This is a genomic window from Butyrivibrio sp., from assembly GCF_017433805.1.
GTDB lineage: Bacteria > Bacillota > Clostridia > Lachnospirales > Lachnospiraceae > Butyrivibrio.
In genome coordinates this window covers 30,541-46,039 of the sequence record NZ_JAFRGN010000040.1, presented here as the reverse complement: position 1 = coordinate 46,039, position 15,499 = coordinate 30,541, and the positions used below count along the sequence as shown (strand labels likewise).

Here is a 15,499-nt window from a genome sequence, read left to right as displayed (position 1 = left end):
TCACTTATTTATGAAGTCTATTGCATTTCATTTGAACTGCCTCTGTCAGGGCGGTGCAGAGAGGGTTGTTTCCAACCTTGCGAACCGTTTTGCACAGGAGGGAATAAAAGTATATGTTGCCACAGAGTGGTACGATGAGAACGAATTCGAGCTCGATGAGAGAGTGACAAGAGTTCACGTTGGACTTCGCGAGGGCGATGAGAAAAAGAGCAGAGTGACTAAGTTCCTCTTACGAGTTAAATATCTCAAAGAATTTGTCAAAGAGTATCAGCCAGATGTTCTTGTTGCGTTTGCACACAGGGCCAACTACAGAGCCCTCATGGCAGCAGGAAATAGTAAGATACCAGTTGTTATTTCTGTTCGAATCAATCCTATAGGGTATTACGATGCCTTTTCTGATACGATTCAGATCAAATGTCTGTTTCCTAAGGCTGCTGGATGTGTTTTCCAGACTCAGGAGCAGAGAGAATTCTTTAAACCATATTTACAGGATAATTCCATTATAATTATGAATCCTATTAATCCCAGGTATTTTGCGGTTAGTAGGAGTAAGACACCAGATAAATGCGTAGTTCATCACGCAAGACTTGTGGATTTTAAGAATCAGCCAATGCTTGTCAGAGCATTCCTTAAGGTGCATGACAAACACCCTGATTATGAGCTCAAAATTTACGGACCAGATTCACTTGATGGAACCAAGGAGATTCTGGAGAAAATTATAGCAGACAACAATGCAGAGAGCTTTGTTCATCTCATGGGACCTTGCAGTACTCTTGATGAGGAAATCCCTAAGGGTGAGATTTATGCATATTCTTCAGACTATGAGGGAATGCCTAACTCACTTTTGGAAGCCATGGCTATGGGAATGCCGGTTGTGGCAACTGACTGCCCTTGTGGTGGCCCAGCTGCTGTCATCAGAGATGGTGAGAATGGTTTTCTTATCCCTGTTGGGGATGAGGATGCTCTGGCAGACAGGATGAACACCCTTATTGAGAATAAAGAGCTAGCGGATAAAATGGGCCAGAAGGCCAAAGAGATTGAACAGATAGCCAGCATAGATGCAATCTTTGAACAGTGGAAAAACTATCTTCAGAAGGTGACCAACAAATAATATTGGAGCAAAAATAGTACATGTGTGGAATTTGCGGATATATATCTAAAAAGAGAATATCAGAAGATGATTTGAGGATCATGAATGACACTATGTATCATCGTGGTCCTAATGATAGTGGACTTGCTATATATGAGGGTACAGATGGATATAGCATAGGTCTTGCGCAGAGGAGACTTTCCATTCTGGATCTGTCACCTCTTGGACATCAGCCAATGCATTCAGCAAATGGCCGTATTTCAATTGTCTTTAACGGAGAAATATATAACTTCCTTGAACTCAAGGAAGAGCTTAATGGTTATCCATTTAAGTCTACTTGTGATACAGAGGTTATCATCGCAGCCTATATGAGATGGGGCATTCAGATGGTGGACCATATCCACGGTATGTTTGCAATCGCCATCTATGACAGAGAGACTCAGGATGTTTATCTTATAAGAGATAGGATTGGTAAAAAACCTCTCTTTTACTGGCTTGATAACGGAAATATTGTGTTTGGCTCAGAGCTTAAGCCAATCATGAAGTGTCCTGGCTTTAAGGGCGAGATCAGAAGACAGCTCCTTCCTAGATATCTGTACAATCAGTATATTTCAGCACCTGACACTATCTTTAAGGATGTATACAAGCTCGAAGCTGGAACTATTCTTAAATTTAGAAACGGCAGTATCAAGAAGTGGAAGTACTGGGATGTTAAGGAAGTATACGCAAGAGAAAGCGCTAATCCTGTAACAAGCTATGAGGAGGCCAAAGAGGGACTTAAGCAGCGCCTTAGGCACTCAGTAGCAGGCAGAATGATCGCTGATGTACCTCTTGGAACATTCCTTTCAGGTGGTTATGACTCTTCACTTGTAACTGCGATTGCTCAGGAATTATCTGATAAGCCAGTTAAGACCTTCTGCATAGGCTTTGACGTTCCCCAGTACAATGAAGCAGCTTATGCAAAAGAGGTGGCAGCTCACCTTGGAACAGATCACACAGAGTTGTACATCACTGAGAAGGAAATGTTTGACCTTGTCAGCAGTATTCCTCAGTACTACGATGAGCCTTTTGCTGATAACTCAGAGATTCCATCAATGCTAGTTAGTAAGCTTGCCAAGAAAGATGTTACAGTTGCTCTTTCTGGTGATGGCGGAGATGAGTTTTTCTGCGGATATAATATTTATGAGAATGTAAGACAGGCACAGTTATTGGAGATTCCAGGTGCCATTGTGAATGGAATCGGTCAGATACCTATTCCTGGAGGTAAGCTCCTTGATAAGATGCCATTCAGAGTCAAGGTTGTTGCTGGTAACAGAGACCCTGAGACCAAGACTCAGCTTGTATCTGAAGGTTATGTGAGAGCATCTCATGCGTTTATTACAGGACAGGAAACACTGGATGTTCCTATGTCCGCGGCGGAGTATCTCGCGACAGATTATAACAACAGGGACAATATAGCGCCGGTTCTGTATCCTATGGAGTCCACCTATAACGTATCCAATTTCCAGGTTAGAAGGATGCTCCTTGATATGGACACCTATCTTCCTGAGGATATTCTGGTCAAGATGGACAGAGCTTCCATGAAGTATTCACTTGAGGCCAGATGCCCTATCATGGATACAGCGGTTATGGAGTATTCCTTCAGAATACCTCATAAGTTCAAGTATAATAACGGTGACAAGAAGCATATTCTCAAGGATATTGCTTATGACTATATTCCAAAAGAGCTTCTGGACAGACCCAAGACTGGTTTCGGAGTTCCTATGGATCAGTGGCTCAGAGGGCCGCTTCGCGAGCAGCTGCTTGATTACAGCAGTACTTCATTCCTGAAGAAACAGGGTGTATTTGATCCTGATTATGTATCAAGATTTATCAACAACTACGTGGTTAACGGAGATGCAGGCCCGGCAACAGGCGCTAACTTCAGCAAGATTGCATGGTCCTTCTACATCTTCCAGCAATGGTACAACTATCATATTCTATGAAGCATGATGACAATACGAGAAAAATGCATATAGCCATGTATATTGGCTCCCTCCAGAAGGGAGGAGCTGAAAGAGTCATGGTCAATCTGGCAGAATACTTCCATAGTCAGGGACACAAGGTGACGCTTGTCACCACATACCTTGCCAAGGAAGAGTACCAGGTTGAACATGCTGCCTGGAAAGTGGTTCCAGCTGGAGCAGATGGCGGAACACTTGCATGTGACACTGAGGAAAACCCTGTATGGGTTGACTTAAACGGTGGCGAAAAGGGCGGCATCAGAAGAGTGTTCTCAGCTCTTTTAAAGGAAGAACAAAAGAGCAGGGCAGCCAATCTGGGGCTTCGAAAGGAAAAACTCAGAAAGATCTGGAGAGAACTTAAGCCCGATATTGTTCTGAGCTTTATTGGCAAGAATAATATTATGGCTCTTTCAACAGCTACCAGAGAAGATATCAAGGTTGTTGTATCAGTAAGAGCTGATCCGTATATGGAATACGACAGCAGAGCACTTAGAGCAGGAATGCTGGCTACCTTTGGTAAGGCAGCAGGTATTGTTGTGCAGACAACTGATGCCAGGAAGTTTTTTCCCGCTTATATCAGGAGAAAATGCACTATACTTCCTAATTCCGTCAATCCTTCCTTTATCAGAAAAAGATATTGTGGAGAGAGGGAAAATAGCATCGTAATGGTGGGAAGGCTTGATGAGAACAAGAATCAGGCCATGGTCATGGAGGCTTTCTCAGAGATAGTAAAGGAAGGCTACAGTGACTATAAATTAAAACTATATGGAGATGGCCCTGACAGGCTCAAATTACAGAGACTGGCTGTTTCTCTTGGAATCGGCTCCAGTATTGAGTTTGCAGGAAATGTAAGCCATGTTGCTGAGCATATTGAGAAGGCATCAATGTTTGTCCTGGCTTCGAGTCAGGAAGGAATGCCTAATTCACTTATAGAAGCTATGAGTCTGGGACTTCCATGTATATCTACTGATTGTCCCTGCGGAGGTCCAAAGGATCTCATAACTGACGGGGTAAACGGGCTTCTTGTTCCTGTTAAGGATAAGGATGCCATGAAGATGGCAATATTGCGTCTTATCAAGAACAAAGAGCTTGCTGATAAATTATCTCAGAATGCAATTTATGTTCAGGAGAAATTCAGTCCTGACGTTGTTAATAAAATGTGGGAAGAGTATTTTGAATCGATACTCGATAAGAAGAAAAAGGGAAAGGCTTAATGCAGTTTAATTCTTATATCTTTATACTGTGCTTTCTGCCAATTGCCATGATACTGTATTATACATTTCATCACTTTGGCAAAGATAAACTTGCCAAGGCGTTCCTCTTGGGAATGAGCCTTTGGTTCTACGGATATTTCAATGTATCTTATCTTGCCATAATCTGTGTGAGTATTTGTGTTAACTTTCTGGTATCTAAGGGAATGGCCATCACGGGGAAACTGAATAGGAAGAGATTACTTTGGACTGGCATAGTATTTAATGTTGCGCTGATTTTTTACTTTAAATACTATGACTTCTTTTTGAGTAACATTAATGCCGTGTTCAGGACTGATTTCGCTATGAGGAACATTGTACTTCCTCTTGGAATAAGCTTTTTCACTTTCCAGCAGATATCCTTTATGGTTGATTCTTACAAGGGCGAGACCAAGGATTATTCTTTCCTTGACTATGCTCTTTTTGTCTCATTTTTTCCACAGCTTGTTGCAGGACCTATTGTCCTTCACTCAGAGCTCATTCCTCAGTTCAGGGATAAGTCCAAGTGGAAGGTTAATTTCGACAATCTTTCAGATGGATTTATCATGTTCACGAGAGGTCTTGCCAAAAAGATACTGATAGCTGACACCTTCGGAAGTGCAGTTGATTATGGATATGCCAGAGCGGCTCTTTATGCATCGGGTGAGAAAGCCCTTGCACCTAGAGAGATCATGATAGTGATGCTGGCATATACCTTCCAGATATACTTTGACTTTAGTGGTTACAGTGATATGGCGACTGGACTTGGAGCTATGTTCAACTTCAAGATTCCGATGAATTTCAATTCGCCGTATAAGGCTCTTTCAGTGGCTGATTTCTGGAAGAGATGGCATATGACTCTCACCAGATTCCTTACGACCTATATCTACATTCCTCTTGGTGGTAACAGAAAGGGTAAGCTCCGTGCCTATATCAACGTAATGATAGTCTTTCTCATAAGCGGACTGTGGCATGGCGCTAACTGGACATTTATTTTGTGGGGAGTTATCCACGGTATCGGACAGTGCTTTAACAAGCTGACACATGGAATATACGTTAAGGTTTGTGAGTGTTTAGAGAGACTCAGAACTGGAAGAGTATGGCTCTTTGTGCTTAAGGTAGTTCAGTGGTGCGTGACCTTTGTGTTCATCAATATCACATGGATGCTATTTAGAGCAGACAGTATCAGGCAGTTTAAAGAGCTTGTGACAAGACTCTTTGTGCCATATTATTTCGTTGGCGACGAGGTTTTGGAGTTCTTTAGGATTCCTAAGATAAGATATCTTTTTGCGCTTGTAGGAGCTAATCCAACAGAGCATCAGACACTTGTTTTCTGTACAGCAGTAATCATGTTGTCAGCGCTTTTACTTGTTACATGCTTTCCTAACAACTATGAGAGTGCCAAGAAAAAGAATGCCTGGAATCTTGTCAGCACTTGCATTTTGTTTGTTATCTGCGTTTTGTCACTTGGCAAAGTATCGCAGTTCTTGTATTTTAACTTTTGATCAGAGGATTATATGTCAGGAAAAAAGTTTTTTAGCACCAGCTTAATACTGATATTAGTGGCATTTCTGGGCTTTGCCGGAACTGTCTATTATGTTGATCCTTTCTTTCACTACAGAAAGCCCAATAGTAAGTTTTACTATGAGCTTTATGAGCAGAGATCACAGAACGACGGTATCACCAGATTCTTTGACTATGACAGCATGATCATAGGAACCTCAATGGCAGAGAACTTCAAGAGCTCTGTTTGGGATGAGCTGATGGGAACTAATTCCATCAAGGTGTCCTACTCAGGTGCAACCTACAAGGAGCTTAACGATGACCTGAAGGTTGCCTACAAGTCAGGACATAACCTTGTGAATGTGCTAAGACCCCTTGATTATTCACTTCTCATAGTCGATAAGGATGAGATCAGAACAGATATGGGTGAATACCCGGTATGGCTTACTAACAGTAATCCATTTGACGACGTCAAGTATCTTCTCAACAGAGATGTTATAATAAACTATACATTACCTGTGGTCATCAGATACTTAAGAGGCGCAGCAGGCGGATTTACAAGCTTTGATGATTACAGTTATACTGGAGATCAGAATACATTCAGTAAAGATGTGGTTTTACAGGGCATAGAGGAGTTTACGGAGGGTGAGGTTTTAGAGCCGACAGCAGAAGATATGGAGATTCTTGCTGGCAACATGGAGCAGAACGTGGTAGCTCTTGCAAGACAGCACCCTGAGACAACTTATCTTTATTTCTTCCCGCCATACTCAATGGCTTACTGGGGAGGGCTTAGAAGTGAGGGAACTCTTGATCAGATGCTCTTTTACAAAAGAGCTGCAATAGATCAGATGCTGGAATGTGATAACATTCACAGCTATAGCTTCACTCTTTTTACGGATATTACTACAAACATTGATAATTACAGGGATGTAGCTCACTATAGCCCGGAGATCAATGACTATGTCATGAAAATAATAGCTGAGGGAGAGAGCGCAGCAGCTGATCAGTATATTCAGTATGGCAGGATCACAGCTGACAACGTGGATGATTATTGTGATCAGGAAAAGAACTATCTTAAAACTTTCGACTACAATGGTTTGCTGGATTAAAGAGGATAACATATGTGCGGAATAGCAGGACTTCTTCAGTACAAGAAGGATGCCAGAGAAAACATACATAAGATGAATGAGAGAATGCTCCACAGAGGACCTGATGCTGAGGGCGTTTTCGTAAGTGATGATGGAAAGGTGGCTCTTGGTCACAGGAGACTTTCTATCCTTGATCTTTCTGCAAATGGTGCGCAGCCAATGGTTTCGCACAGTGGCAGACTTGTCATGGTGTACAATGGCGAGATCTACAATAACAGAGTTTTGAAAGAGCGCCTTATAAACGAGGGCAAGGTTGATAAATTCAGGGGAACCTCTGATACTGAGGTCTTACTTGAGGCTATAGAATACTATGGAATCAAGGAAGCACTGTCCTGTAGTAAGGGCATGTTTGGAATCGCAGTTTATGACAAGGCTACCAATACTGTTACTCTTGCAAGAGATCGTGTTGGCGAGAAGCCCTTGTACTACGGAAAGGTAGCTGGCTCTTTTGCCTTCGCATCTGATATAGGGTGCCTCAGAGTAGTTGATGGCTTTGACAATGAGATAAATACTGATGTACTTGATATATATTTTACAGAAGGATATATCCCTGCTCCGTATTCTATCTACAAGGGAATAAACAAGCTTGAAGCAGGTACAATACTCACTGTAAATATTGATACTCTTGAGGCTAAGGCTGAGACCTACTGGTCAATGAAGAAAGTTGCAAAAAAAGGCCAAAACAATCTTTTTACTGGCTCAAGGCAGGAAGCTGCAGATGAGCTGGAAAGACTTCTTAAGGACTCTATCAGGGATCAGATGGTTGCTGATGTTCCTGTAGGAGCATTCCTGTCAGCCGGGATCGATAGTAGCACAATCGTATCTCTCATGCAGGAGCTTGCGCCTGGTAAGGTTAGAACTTTCACCATTGGTATGGAGGATGAGGCTTATAACGAAGCGCACATTGCAGCAGAGATAGCAAGGCACCTTGGAACTACTCATACTGAGCAGTACATAACTGAGAAGGATGCCAAGGCGGTTATCCCAGAGCTGGCCAGAATGTTCGGCGAGCCTTTTGCTGATTCTTCACAGATTCCAACTTACCTTGTGAGTAAGATGACAAGACAGCATGTTACTGTATCTCTTTCTGGAGATGCGGGAGATGAGCTGTTCTGCGGATATACATCCTATGATTCTATCAGCAGGATTTGGGGCAAGATGCACGGTTTCCCATACTGGATCAGAAAGCCTGTAAGTGCACTTGTGCTTCACAGTCCTCTTGCGAAAAAAGAAATCTACAGGATAAAGGGAACACTTCTTGGAGCCAAGGGACCATGCGATCTTCACAGAATGGAGCATGAGACAGATCCTATAACTTCACAGATTGCCCTTACAAATGGCAATATTCCTTACAAATATACAGAGCTTCCTAATGACTACATGAGTGAAGTAAATCACGAGTGTATGCTGATGGATATGCTGGTATACCATCCAGATGATATTCTGGTCAAGGTTGACAGGACTGCCATGGCAGTATCTCTTGAAACAAGAGTGCCTATGCTTGATAAGGATGTAGTTGAGTTTGCATGGACACTTCCTACTGAGTACCTTAGACAGGATGGAAGAGGCAAGCTTGTTCTTCGAGATGTTCTGTACAAATATGTGCCACAGGAAATGATGGAGAGACCTAAAAAGGGATTTGCTATTCCTATTGAGAAATGGCTTCTTGAGCCAGAACTCAGAGGCTGGGCAGAAGGTCTTTTGTCTGAAGAGAAGCTAAAAGCGCAGGGAATACTTAATCCACAGATCGTTAGAAAAATCTGGACAGACTTCACTGAAAAGGGAATCTACAGAATCCAGATTTGGTATATTCTCATGTTCCAGCAGTGGTATGAGACTGAATATAAGGGAGCAAATATCCTATAATTGTGCAGAATGCGCGGGTGGGGTATAATTAGAATAGTATGTTTATGATTTTTTCAGTTCTTTTGAGGGTGACTAGTTTATGATAATTATTCAGCTTAAGGGCGGAATGGGCAATCAGATGTTCCAGTACGCTCTTTATAGGCAGCTTAAAAAGCTCGGCCGTGAGGTCAAGATTGATGATGTGAACGGCTTTATTGGTGATGAGCTCAGAGTTCCTGTTCTGCAGCGCTTTGGCATTGAGTATGACAAGGCGACCAGAGAAGAGGTAGTTAAGATTACTGATTCCAAGATGGATATCTTTAGCAGAATCAGGAGAAAGCTTACTGGCAGGAAGACCTTCAGAATAGATGAGGAGTCGGGTATCTTTGACCCAAGGATTCTTGAGGTGGAGGATGCATATCTTGTTGGTTACTGGCAGAGTGACAAGTACTTTGCTGATGAGGACGTGGAGAGAGAGCTTCGCGAGGCTTTCGAGAAGAGACCACAGGATATCATGCAGGACAGCGTCAGCTGGACTATTTTGCAGCAGATAGAGTGCTGCGAGTCTGTAAGCCTTCATATCAGGAGAACAGACTATGTGGATGCTGAGCATATTCATATTCACAATATCTGTACAGAGAAGTATTACAAGTCAGCAATTGACGAAGTAAGAAATAAATATCCAAGTGCAGTATTCTTTATCTTCACTGATGATAAGGAATGGTGCAGGCAGCACTTCAGAGGCCCTAACTTCTTTGTAGTTGACCTGGATGAGGATGCTAATACTGATCTGGCTGAGATGACGCTTATGAGCAGATGTAAGCATCATATTATGGCCAACAGTTCATTTAGCTGGTGGGCTACATGGCTCAACGACAATCCTAGTAAGATGGTCATTGCTCCGTCCAAGTGGATCAACAACCGTAAGATGGACGACATCTATACCTCCAGGATGAAGAAGGTAGCCATATAATATTCAGATAGGAATTAGGTAATGAGTAACAGTAAGGATGCCAAAAAGGTTTCTCTTTTTGGGAAAATAGGATACATATTTGATAAAAGACAAAAGGGACAGCTGGTTTTACTGGCTGTCCTTATACTGATTGGTGGTGTATTTGAGACACTTGGTGTTTCAATGATGGTTCCAGTAGTATCTACTATACTGGTTCCAGAATCACTGCACGAATTCATAGACAGGCATGAGCCGGTAAAAGAGATAATTAGTGCTCTTAGGCTTGATAGTGACACTAAGATAGCATGCTCACTTCTGGTACTGATGATAGCTCTTTTTGTTATCAAGAATGCATATCTTCTGTTCCTTATCCATAGACAGAACACATTCGTAGCAAGAGCTAGAAATGATATGATCAGCCGCGTAATGAGAGAGTTCCTCAACAGACCTTACGAGGATTATCTCGGAGCTGATATTCCTACAGTATTCAGAATCACAGACAGTGATATCCCAAGGGTGTTCTCACTTGTACTTGCACTGCTTTCTCTTTCAACAGAGCTTGTAGTATCAACTTTCCTTGGAATTGTTCTTTTGTTCGTTAACTGGCAGATGACAGTTCTGATGATCCTTGTGCTTCTTGTCATGACATTTATCAGTGTCAAGGTATTAAAGCCAAGACTGAACGAAATTGGAAGGCGCAATCAGGAAACACAGTCAAGGATTGCCAGATGGAGACTTCAGGCTATTTATGGTCTCAAGGATGTTAAGGTGCTTAACAGACAGGATTTCTATATTCGTAACTACTATGAATCTGGAAGAGTTGGCGCCAATATTGCCAGAGACTATGCGGTTCTTAACAGTGTGCCAAGGCTTATGATCGAGACTGTGTTTATGGCAACAGTCCTTATGTTCATACTGGTTTATATCTTAAGGGGCGGAGATGTGACCCTTCTGATACCACAGCTGACAGCATTCGGTGTTGCAGCAGTCAGAATTATGCCATCTGCTAACCGTATCAATACATACATTACTGAGATTGCCTACGAGCAGTATTCTCTTGATTATGTCTATGAGAATCTCACTGAGTCTATGAAGACAGACAAGGCAATGAGAGCAGAGAGAGCTGCAATTGCAGGTCCTGAGCTTCACCTTGAGGATAAGATCGAGCTTAAGGATATTACCTTTGCTTATCCAGATGCAGACAGAAATATCTTCACCAAGGCCAATATGGTAGTGCCTAAGGGCAAATCCGTTGGTATCATGGGACCATCAGGTGCAGGTAAGTCCACAATCGTCGATGTTCTTCTTGGACTTTTACATGTACAGGGCGGAGAGATACTCTGCGATGGAGCTAATATTTTTAGTAACTATGATTCCTGGCTTGCGCAGATTGGATATATTCCTCAGTCTATTTATCTTGTGGATGAGACTATCAGAGAGAATATTGCTTTTGGTATAGACGCTGACCAGATTGATGAGAAGAGAATCTGGGAGGTTATGGAGGAAGCTCAGCTTGCTGACTTCGTAAGAAGCCTTCCTGAGGGACTTGATACTACAATCGGTGACAGAGGTGTAAGACTTTCTGGAGGTCAGCGACAGCGTATCGGAATTGCAAGAGCGCTTTATCATAACCCAGAGATTCTGGTATTCGACGAGGCTACAAGTGCTCTTGATAATGAGACAGAGGCAGCAGTTATGGAGGCTATCAATGGCTTCCATGGCAAGAAGACAATGGTCATCATTGCTCACAGACTTAATACAATTGCTAACTGCGACATTATCTATGAGGTTAAGGACGAACAGATAAATGAGACTACTCTTGAGGGTAGAGAGATATATATGTGATCGTATCTGTAGATAATTGTTTTTGTTTGGAGATTTAAAATGATTGGAACTGAGTTTATTCCTGGGTATGGTCTGGGAAATCAGCTGTTTTTCTATATAGTTACCAGATGCCTGGCCCTTGAAAAGGGAGTAGACTTTGGCTTTGTTAATCCCGGGCAGGTGGGAAATGTCTTTCATTCTCAGAAGGGCATGTACTTCATGGATATTGACATGGGTAAAGAGATATCCAGAGAGGAAATGGAGTCATTCAAGATTTATCATGAGCAGGATGACAGGCTTTATCTTGGTGATTCAGTTCATGATATGACTCATGGCTGTTATATAAGCGGCGCTGATCCCAAGTTATTCGAGGTAGAAGATAATACTATTATTTATGGTAATATGCAGGATCAGTCATATTTTGAGAAGTATCGCGATAAGATCCGTGAATGGCTTCACGTCAGGGAAGAGGCTGAATCCTATGAGTACACAGCCGATGACCTTTGCATAATCAACATGCGAGGCGGAGAGTACACAAGCTGTCCTGAGCTATTCCTGGACAGACGCTATTGGCTCAATGCTATTAAGAATATGAAAAAGATAAATCCCAATATGAGATTTATGATCATTACTGAGGATGAGGAAGCAGCTAAAAAGGTACTGCCTGAGTATGAGTGCCACCACTTTGATATGGGCAAGGACTATGTGACAATTAAGAACGCAAGATATCTGATATTGTCTAATTCATCTTTCTCTCTGATGCCTGTAATGTCCAGCACAGAGCTCAAATATGCTATTGCTCCCAAATACTGGGCAAGACATAATGTATCAGATGGTTTCTGGTCCTCTGAGCAGAATATTTATAGCTTTTTAACCTATCAGGACAAGAAGGGCAAGCTTTTCTCCGCAGAGGAATGCAGGAAGGAACTTGAAGAATACAAGAAGCGCTCAAGGCTCTATGCCAGAAGAAATGTAAGACCTGGTACTGTTAGGACATTTTTCCAGAATATACGCAGAAGGCTTATCTATGGCTGGTTCTTTATGAAAAAGATATGGAGAAGTCTTGGGAGGCGTACTGGAATCATAAAAGTATTTCACGGCTGACAGATTGTTGAGTTATTTATGGATAATAAAGAAAAGATCAAGCTTTCAAATGTGACTCTGGTTGCTATGACCAGCGTAGATATATACGAGACCTTAAAGGCTATGGAATATAGCATGAGGGGGATAGAGTTTGGCGATGCTGTTATCATCACAGACAAGAAACCTCTTTTCATGCCTAAGGGAATCAGATACAGTCATACAGACAAGCTCGATAACATTGATAAATTTAATTACAAGATGACCTATGAACTAGGGAATCATATCAAGACTGATTATGCGCTCATAGTTCATGCAGATGGATTCGTCATTCATCCTGAGAACTGGCGAGATGAGTTCCTTGATTATGACTATATTGGCTCACCATGGCCACTTCCTCAGAATGATTACGCTTACAGAGACAGTAACGGTAATATCTGCCGTGTAGGCAACTCTGTATCCATCAGATCCAAGAGACTGATGGATTTCCCCAAGACTCATAATCTTTTGTGGGAAAAAGGATTTGATGATTTCTATAACGAGGATATATTTATCTGCTGCATGCACAAGAATGAAATGGAGGCAGCAGGTATGAAGTGGGCTCCGCTTGAAAAGGCGGTTTTATTTGGAAGAGAGCATCCGCTTCCTGAGAACAAGGGAATAGAGCCTTTTGTTTTCCACAAATGGTGGGGCGAGAATGAGAACTATCCAAGATTTTACAGCCCCAAGAAACGTATTAAGATGGCTATAAGACCACTCCTGTTCTGGCGAAGAACCAGGAAATGGAAAGAGGAGCATAACGTTCAATGACATTTTCAGTAATTATCCCGGTTTATAATGCTGAAAAGTACATAGATGGCGCACTTAAGCCTGTGATCGCAGCAAGGAATAATGGCTGCGAACTGGAGGCTGTTCTCGTGGAGAATGGCTCAGAGGATGGTAGCGCTATGATCTGCGATCGTTATGCAGAGCAGTATGATTTTATTAAGGTTAATCACTTTGGTAATATAGGCGCCTTCAGGGCAAGACTTGAAGGAATGAAACTTGCTACCGGAGATTATCTTGTTTTTGCTGATGCTGATGATGAACTATCAGAAGACTGTTTTGCTGAGTTATCAGAGAGCATAGCTGCATATGGCATAAGAGATATTACACCCGATCTGGTAATCTATAATGCGGCAGATTCCAGAGATAGGAACAATAAGCTTTTTTCTTTTCCATTTGAGCAGGGCAAGGTTTATCAGGGAGAAGAGAAAAGAGTTTTCTATGATATCATGAGCTCCTCGGATGCTTTGAATGCTATGTGGAATAAGGCAGTCAGAAGAGATTTTATTAGAGAAACTGACAGCTTTGATGGGCTTTTACTTAACCACGGAGAAGACCTTCTGCAGACAGCAGAGTTTATTGATAAGGCTGAGACTATAGTTTATATAGACAAGGCTTTGTATTATTATAATCAGAATTCAGCGGGGCTTACTGGTTCTTTTCATAGGGAATACATGGATAATCAGGTTAAGGCCTGGAAGATGTTTGATAAGTATATAGAAAAATGGCATAGAGACGGGGATGGATACTGGGATATCCTTGATAAGAGGAAAACTCTTACCTGTGCGATAGCTGTTAAGAGTCTTATTTATTCCGGAATCAGAAGAACTGATATAGCCAGATATCTTAAAGAGATGATGGCTATGCCATTTTATCAGGAATATGCAGGCAAAGAGCTGCCTGAATGGGCGCCTGAGGGAGACGTATTTGTATATGACCTCATGAATTCAGATAAGCCTTATAGGGATCTGATGCGTTCAGCTACAAAGTTTGGTATTAAGAGCACGGTCAAGAAGATACTTGGTTGGAAAGAGGATGTGAATAATGGTAATTGACTGCGTACCATTTTTTAACGAGGTGGACATATTAAAGCTTCGCCTCAATATATTAAATCCATACGTTGATAAGTTTATTATCGAAGAGGCTACAACAACCTTTTCTGGTGAGCCCAAGGAGCTCTGCTTTGAAAAGAACAAGGAGCTGTTCAGGGATTATCTTGATAAGATCACTTATGTAGTAGTTTCTGAGGATAAAGATTTCGCCATGACTCATGAGAGAGACTACTTTCAGAAGAACCATCTGGTTAAGGGGCTTGAAGAAGTCGGTGCTACAGAGGATGACATAATTATCTTTGGTGATGTGGATGAGATTCCTAATCCCAAGGTTTTGGAAAAGATAATAGCCCAGTTTGATAAGTCCAAGGTTTATCATCTGGCTCAGCGTAATTTCTACGCATTCCTCAATATGGAAGAAAAATCAGGTGAGCTTTTATCAATAACAGGAGACTTTCCTGAGATTGCAAGGACAGACAGAAAGTGGCTTGGAACAAAGGTTACAAGCCTTAACAATATTCCAGAAGAGGGTATTGTAAGACTCAGAGATCTGGTTAAGGTAACTGACGAGAGATCAGTAAGAGTAGAAGACGGCGGCTGGCACTTTGGCTACATGGGAGGAAGAGGAGAAACTAATCCTGTGGAGCGTATTGGTGTTAAGGTCAAGGCAGCAGCTCATCAAGAGTATAACGACAGAGAAATCCTGGCTGAGACCATGGACAGACTGGTTCTGGGACAGGATATCTTTGGCAGAAATGCAAGGTTTGAGAGAGTAGAGATTGACGATACTTATCCTCAGTACTTACGAGATCATATCGATGAATATGACTATCTTGTAATGCCTAGGATCACTGCACTTTCAAGATGCTACCATAAGCTTGATATCACTGCCGGCAGATTCTGCCGAAAAGCTTATCACAAAATACTTAGAACGATTAGGAAATAAGA

At 42.0% G+C, this 15,499-nt stretch carries 12 protein-coding genes; all 12 read left to right on the top strand.

All coding sequences use genetic code 11. The features are described 5' to 3' along the window. Positions 1-10: 10 nt before the first annotated feature. The 12 genes from IJI01_RS10400 to IJI01_RS10345 all read left to right on the top strand — a co-directional run bounded on the left by IJI01_RS10400 (position 11) and on the right by IJI01_RS10345 (position 15,497). Positions 11-1,111, top strand: coding sequence for a glycosyltransferase (locus IJI01_RS10400; RefSeq protein WP_292189787.1), 1,101 nt, complete (start codon positions 11-13; stop codon positions 1,109-1,111). A gap of 20 nt (positions 1,112-1,131) precedes the next feature. After that, positions 1,132-3,075 carry an asparagine synthase (glutamine-hydrolyzing) gene (gene asnB / locus IJI01_RS10395; protein WP_292189784.1) on the top strand — a complete coding sequence of 648 codons (1,944 nt, stop codon included), beginning with the start codon at positions 1,132-1,134 and terminating at the stop codon, positions 3,073-3,075. After that, positions 3,027-4,307 (top strand): glycosyltransferase, encoded by a 1,281-nt coding sequence (locus IJI01_RS10390; protein ID WP_330623126.1) that lies wholly within the window; start codon positions 3,027-3,029, stop codon positions 4,305-4,307. The genes asnB (IJI01_RS10395) and IJI01_RS10390 overlap by 49 nt, the downstream gene beginning before the upstream one ends. Further along, positions 4,307-5,827 carry an MBOAT family O-acyltransferase gene (locus IJI01_RS10385; RefSeq protein WP_292189781.1) on the top strand — a complete coding sequence of 507 codons (1,521 nt, stop codon included), beginning with the start codon at positions 4,307-4,309 and terminating at the stop codon, positions 5,825-5,827. The genes IJI01_RS10390 and IJI01_RS10385 overlap by 1 nt, the downstream gene beginning before the upstream one ends. Before the next feature lie 12 nt (positions 5,828-5,839). After that, positions 5,840-6,934 carry a hypothetical protein gene (locus tag IJI01_RS10380; protein WP_292189778.1) on the top strand — a complete coding sequence of 365 codons (1,095 nt, stop codon included), beginning with the start codon at positions 5,840-5,842 and terminating at the stop codon, positions 6,932-6,934. A gap of 12 nt (positions 6,935-6,946) precedes the next feature. Next, complete coding sequence (gene asnB / locus IJI01_RS10375) at positions 6,947-8,839, top strand: asparagine synthase (glutamine-hydrolyzing) (RefSeq protein ID WP_292189770.1); 1,893 nt, start codon at positions 6,947-6,949, stop codon at positions 8,837-8,839. 79 nt (positions 8,840-8,918) lie between these two features. After that, entirely contained in the window at positions 8,919-9,791 is an 873-nt protein-coding gene (locus IJI01_RS10370; RefSeq protein WP_292189767.1) for an alpha-1,2-fucosyltransferase, read from the top strand. 21 nt (positions 9,792-9,812) lie between these two features. After that, positions 9,813-11,615, top strand: a complete 1,803-nt coding sequence (locus tag IJI01_RS10365; protein WP_292189764.1) for an ABC transporter ATP-binding protein — start codon at positions 9,813-9,815, stop codon at positions 11,613-11,615. A gap of 39 nt (positions 11,616-11,654) precedes the next feature. Next, the gene (locus IJI01_RS10360) at positions 11,655-12,698 is read left to right on the top strand and encodes a glycosyl transferase (RefSeq protein ID WP_292189761.1); all 1,044 of its coding nucleotides are present in this window, start codon (positions 11,655-11,657) and stop codon (positions 12,696-12,698) included. 18 nt (positions 12,699-12,716) lie between these two features. After that, positions 12,717-13,484: a DUF5672 family protein gene (locus tag IJI01_RS10355; RefSeq protein ID WP_292189758.1), complete on the top strand. Its 768-nt coding sequence runs from the start codon at positions 12,717-12,719 to the stop codon at positions 13,482-13,484. After that, complete coding sequence (locus IJI01_RS10350) at positions 13,481-14,554, top strand: glycosyltransferase family 2 protein (protein ID WP_292189755.1); 1,074 nt, start codon at positions 13,481-13,483, stop codon at positions 14,552-14,554. The genes IJI01_RS10355 and IJI01_RS10350 overlap by 4 nt, the downstream gene beginning before the upstream one ends. Continuing rightward, the gene (locus IJI01_RS10345) at positions 14,544-15,497 is read left to right on the top strand and encodes a glycosyl transferase GT17 family protein (protein WP_292189752.1); all 954 of its coding nucleotides are present in this window, start codon (positions 14,544-14,546) and stop codon (positions 15,495-15,497) included. The genes IJI01_RS10350 and IJI01_RS10345 overlap by 11 nt, the downstream gene beginning before the upstream one ends. Positions 15,498-15,499 lie beyond the last annotated feature (2 nt).

Coding starts and splice junctions, on each gene's coding strand:
- IJI01_RS10400 (WP_292189787.1), top strand. CDS start 11: ATGAAGTCTATTGCATTTCATTTGAACTGCCTCTGTCAGGGCGGTGCA.
- asnB (WP_292189784.1), top strand. CDS start 1,132: ATGTGTGGAATTTGCGGATATATATCTAAAAAGAGAATATCAGAAGAT.
- IJI01_RS10390 (WP_330623126.1), top strand. CDS start 3,027: ATGGTCCTTCTACATCTTCCAGCAATGGTACAACTATCATATTCTATG.
- IJI01_RS10385 (WP_292189781.1), top strand. CDS start 4,307: ATGCAGTTTAATTCTTATATCTTTATACTGTGCTTTCTGCCAATTGCC.
- IJI01_RS10380 (WP_292189778.1), top strand. CDS start 5,840: ATGTCAGGAAAAAAGTTTTTTAGCACCAGCTTAATACTGATATTAGTG.
- asnB (WP_292189770.1), top strand. CDS start 6,947: ATGTGCGGAATAGCAGGACTTCTTCAGTACAAGAAGGATGCCAGAGAA.
- IJI01_RS10370 (WP_292189767.1), top strand. CDS start 8,919: ATGATAATTATTCAGCTTAAGGGCGGAATGGGCAATCAGATGTTCCAG.
- IJI01_RS10365 (WP_292189764.1), top strand. CDS start 9,813: ATGAGTAACAGTAAGGATGCCAAAAAGGTTTCTCTTTTTGGGAAAATA.
- IJI01_RS10360 (WP_292189761.1), top strand. CDS start 11,655: ATGATTGGAACTGAGTTTATTCCTGGGTATGGTCTGGGAAATCAGCTG.
- IJI01_RS10355 (WP_292189758.1), top strand. CDS start 12,717: ATGGATAATAAAGAAAAGATCAAGCTTTCAAATGTGACTCTGGTTGCT.
- IJI01_RS10350 (WP_292189755.1), top strand. CDS start 13,481: ATGACATTTTCAGTAATTATCCCGGTTTATAATGCTGAAAAGTACATA.
- IJI01_RS10345 (WP_292189752.1), top strand. CDS start 14,544: ATGGTAATTGACTGCGTACCATTTTTTAACGAGGTGGACATATTAAAG.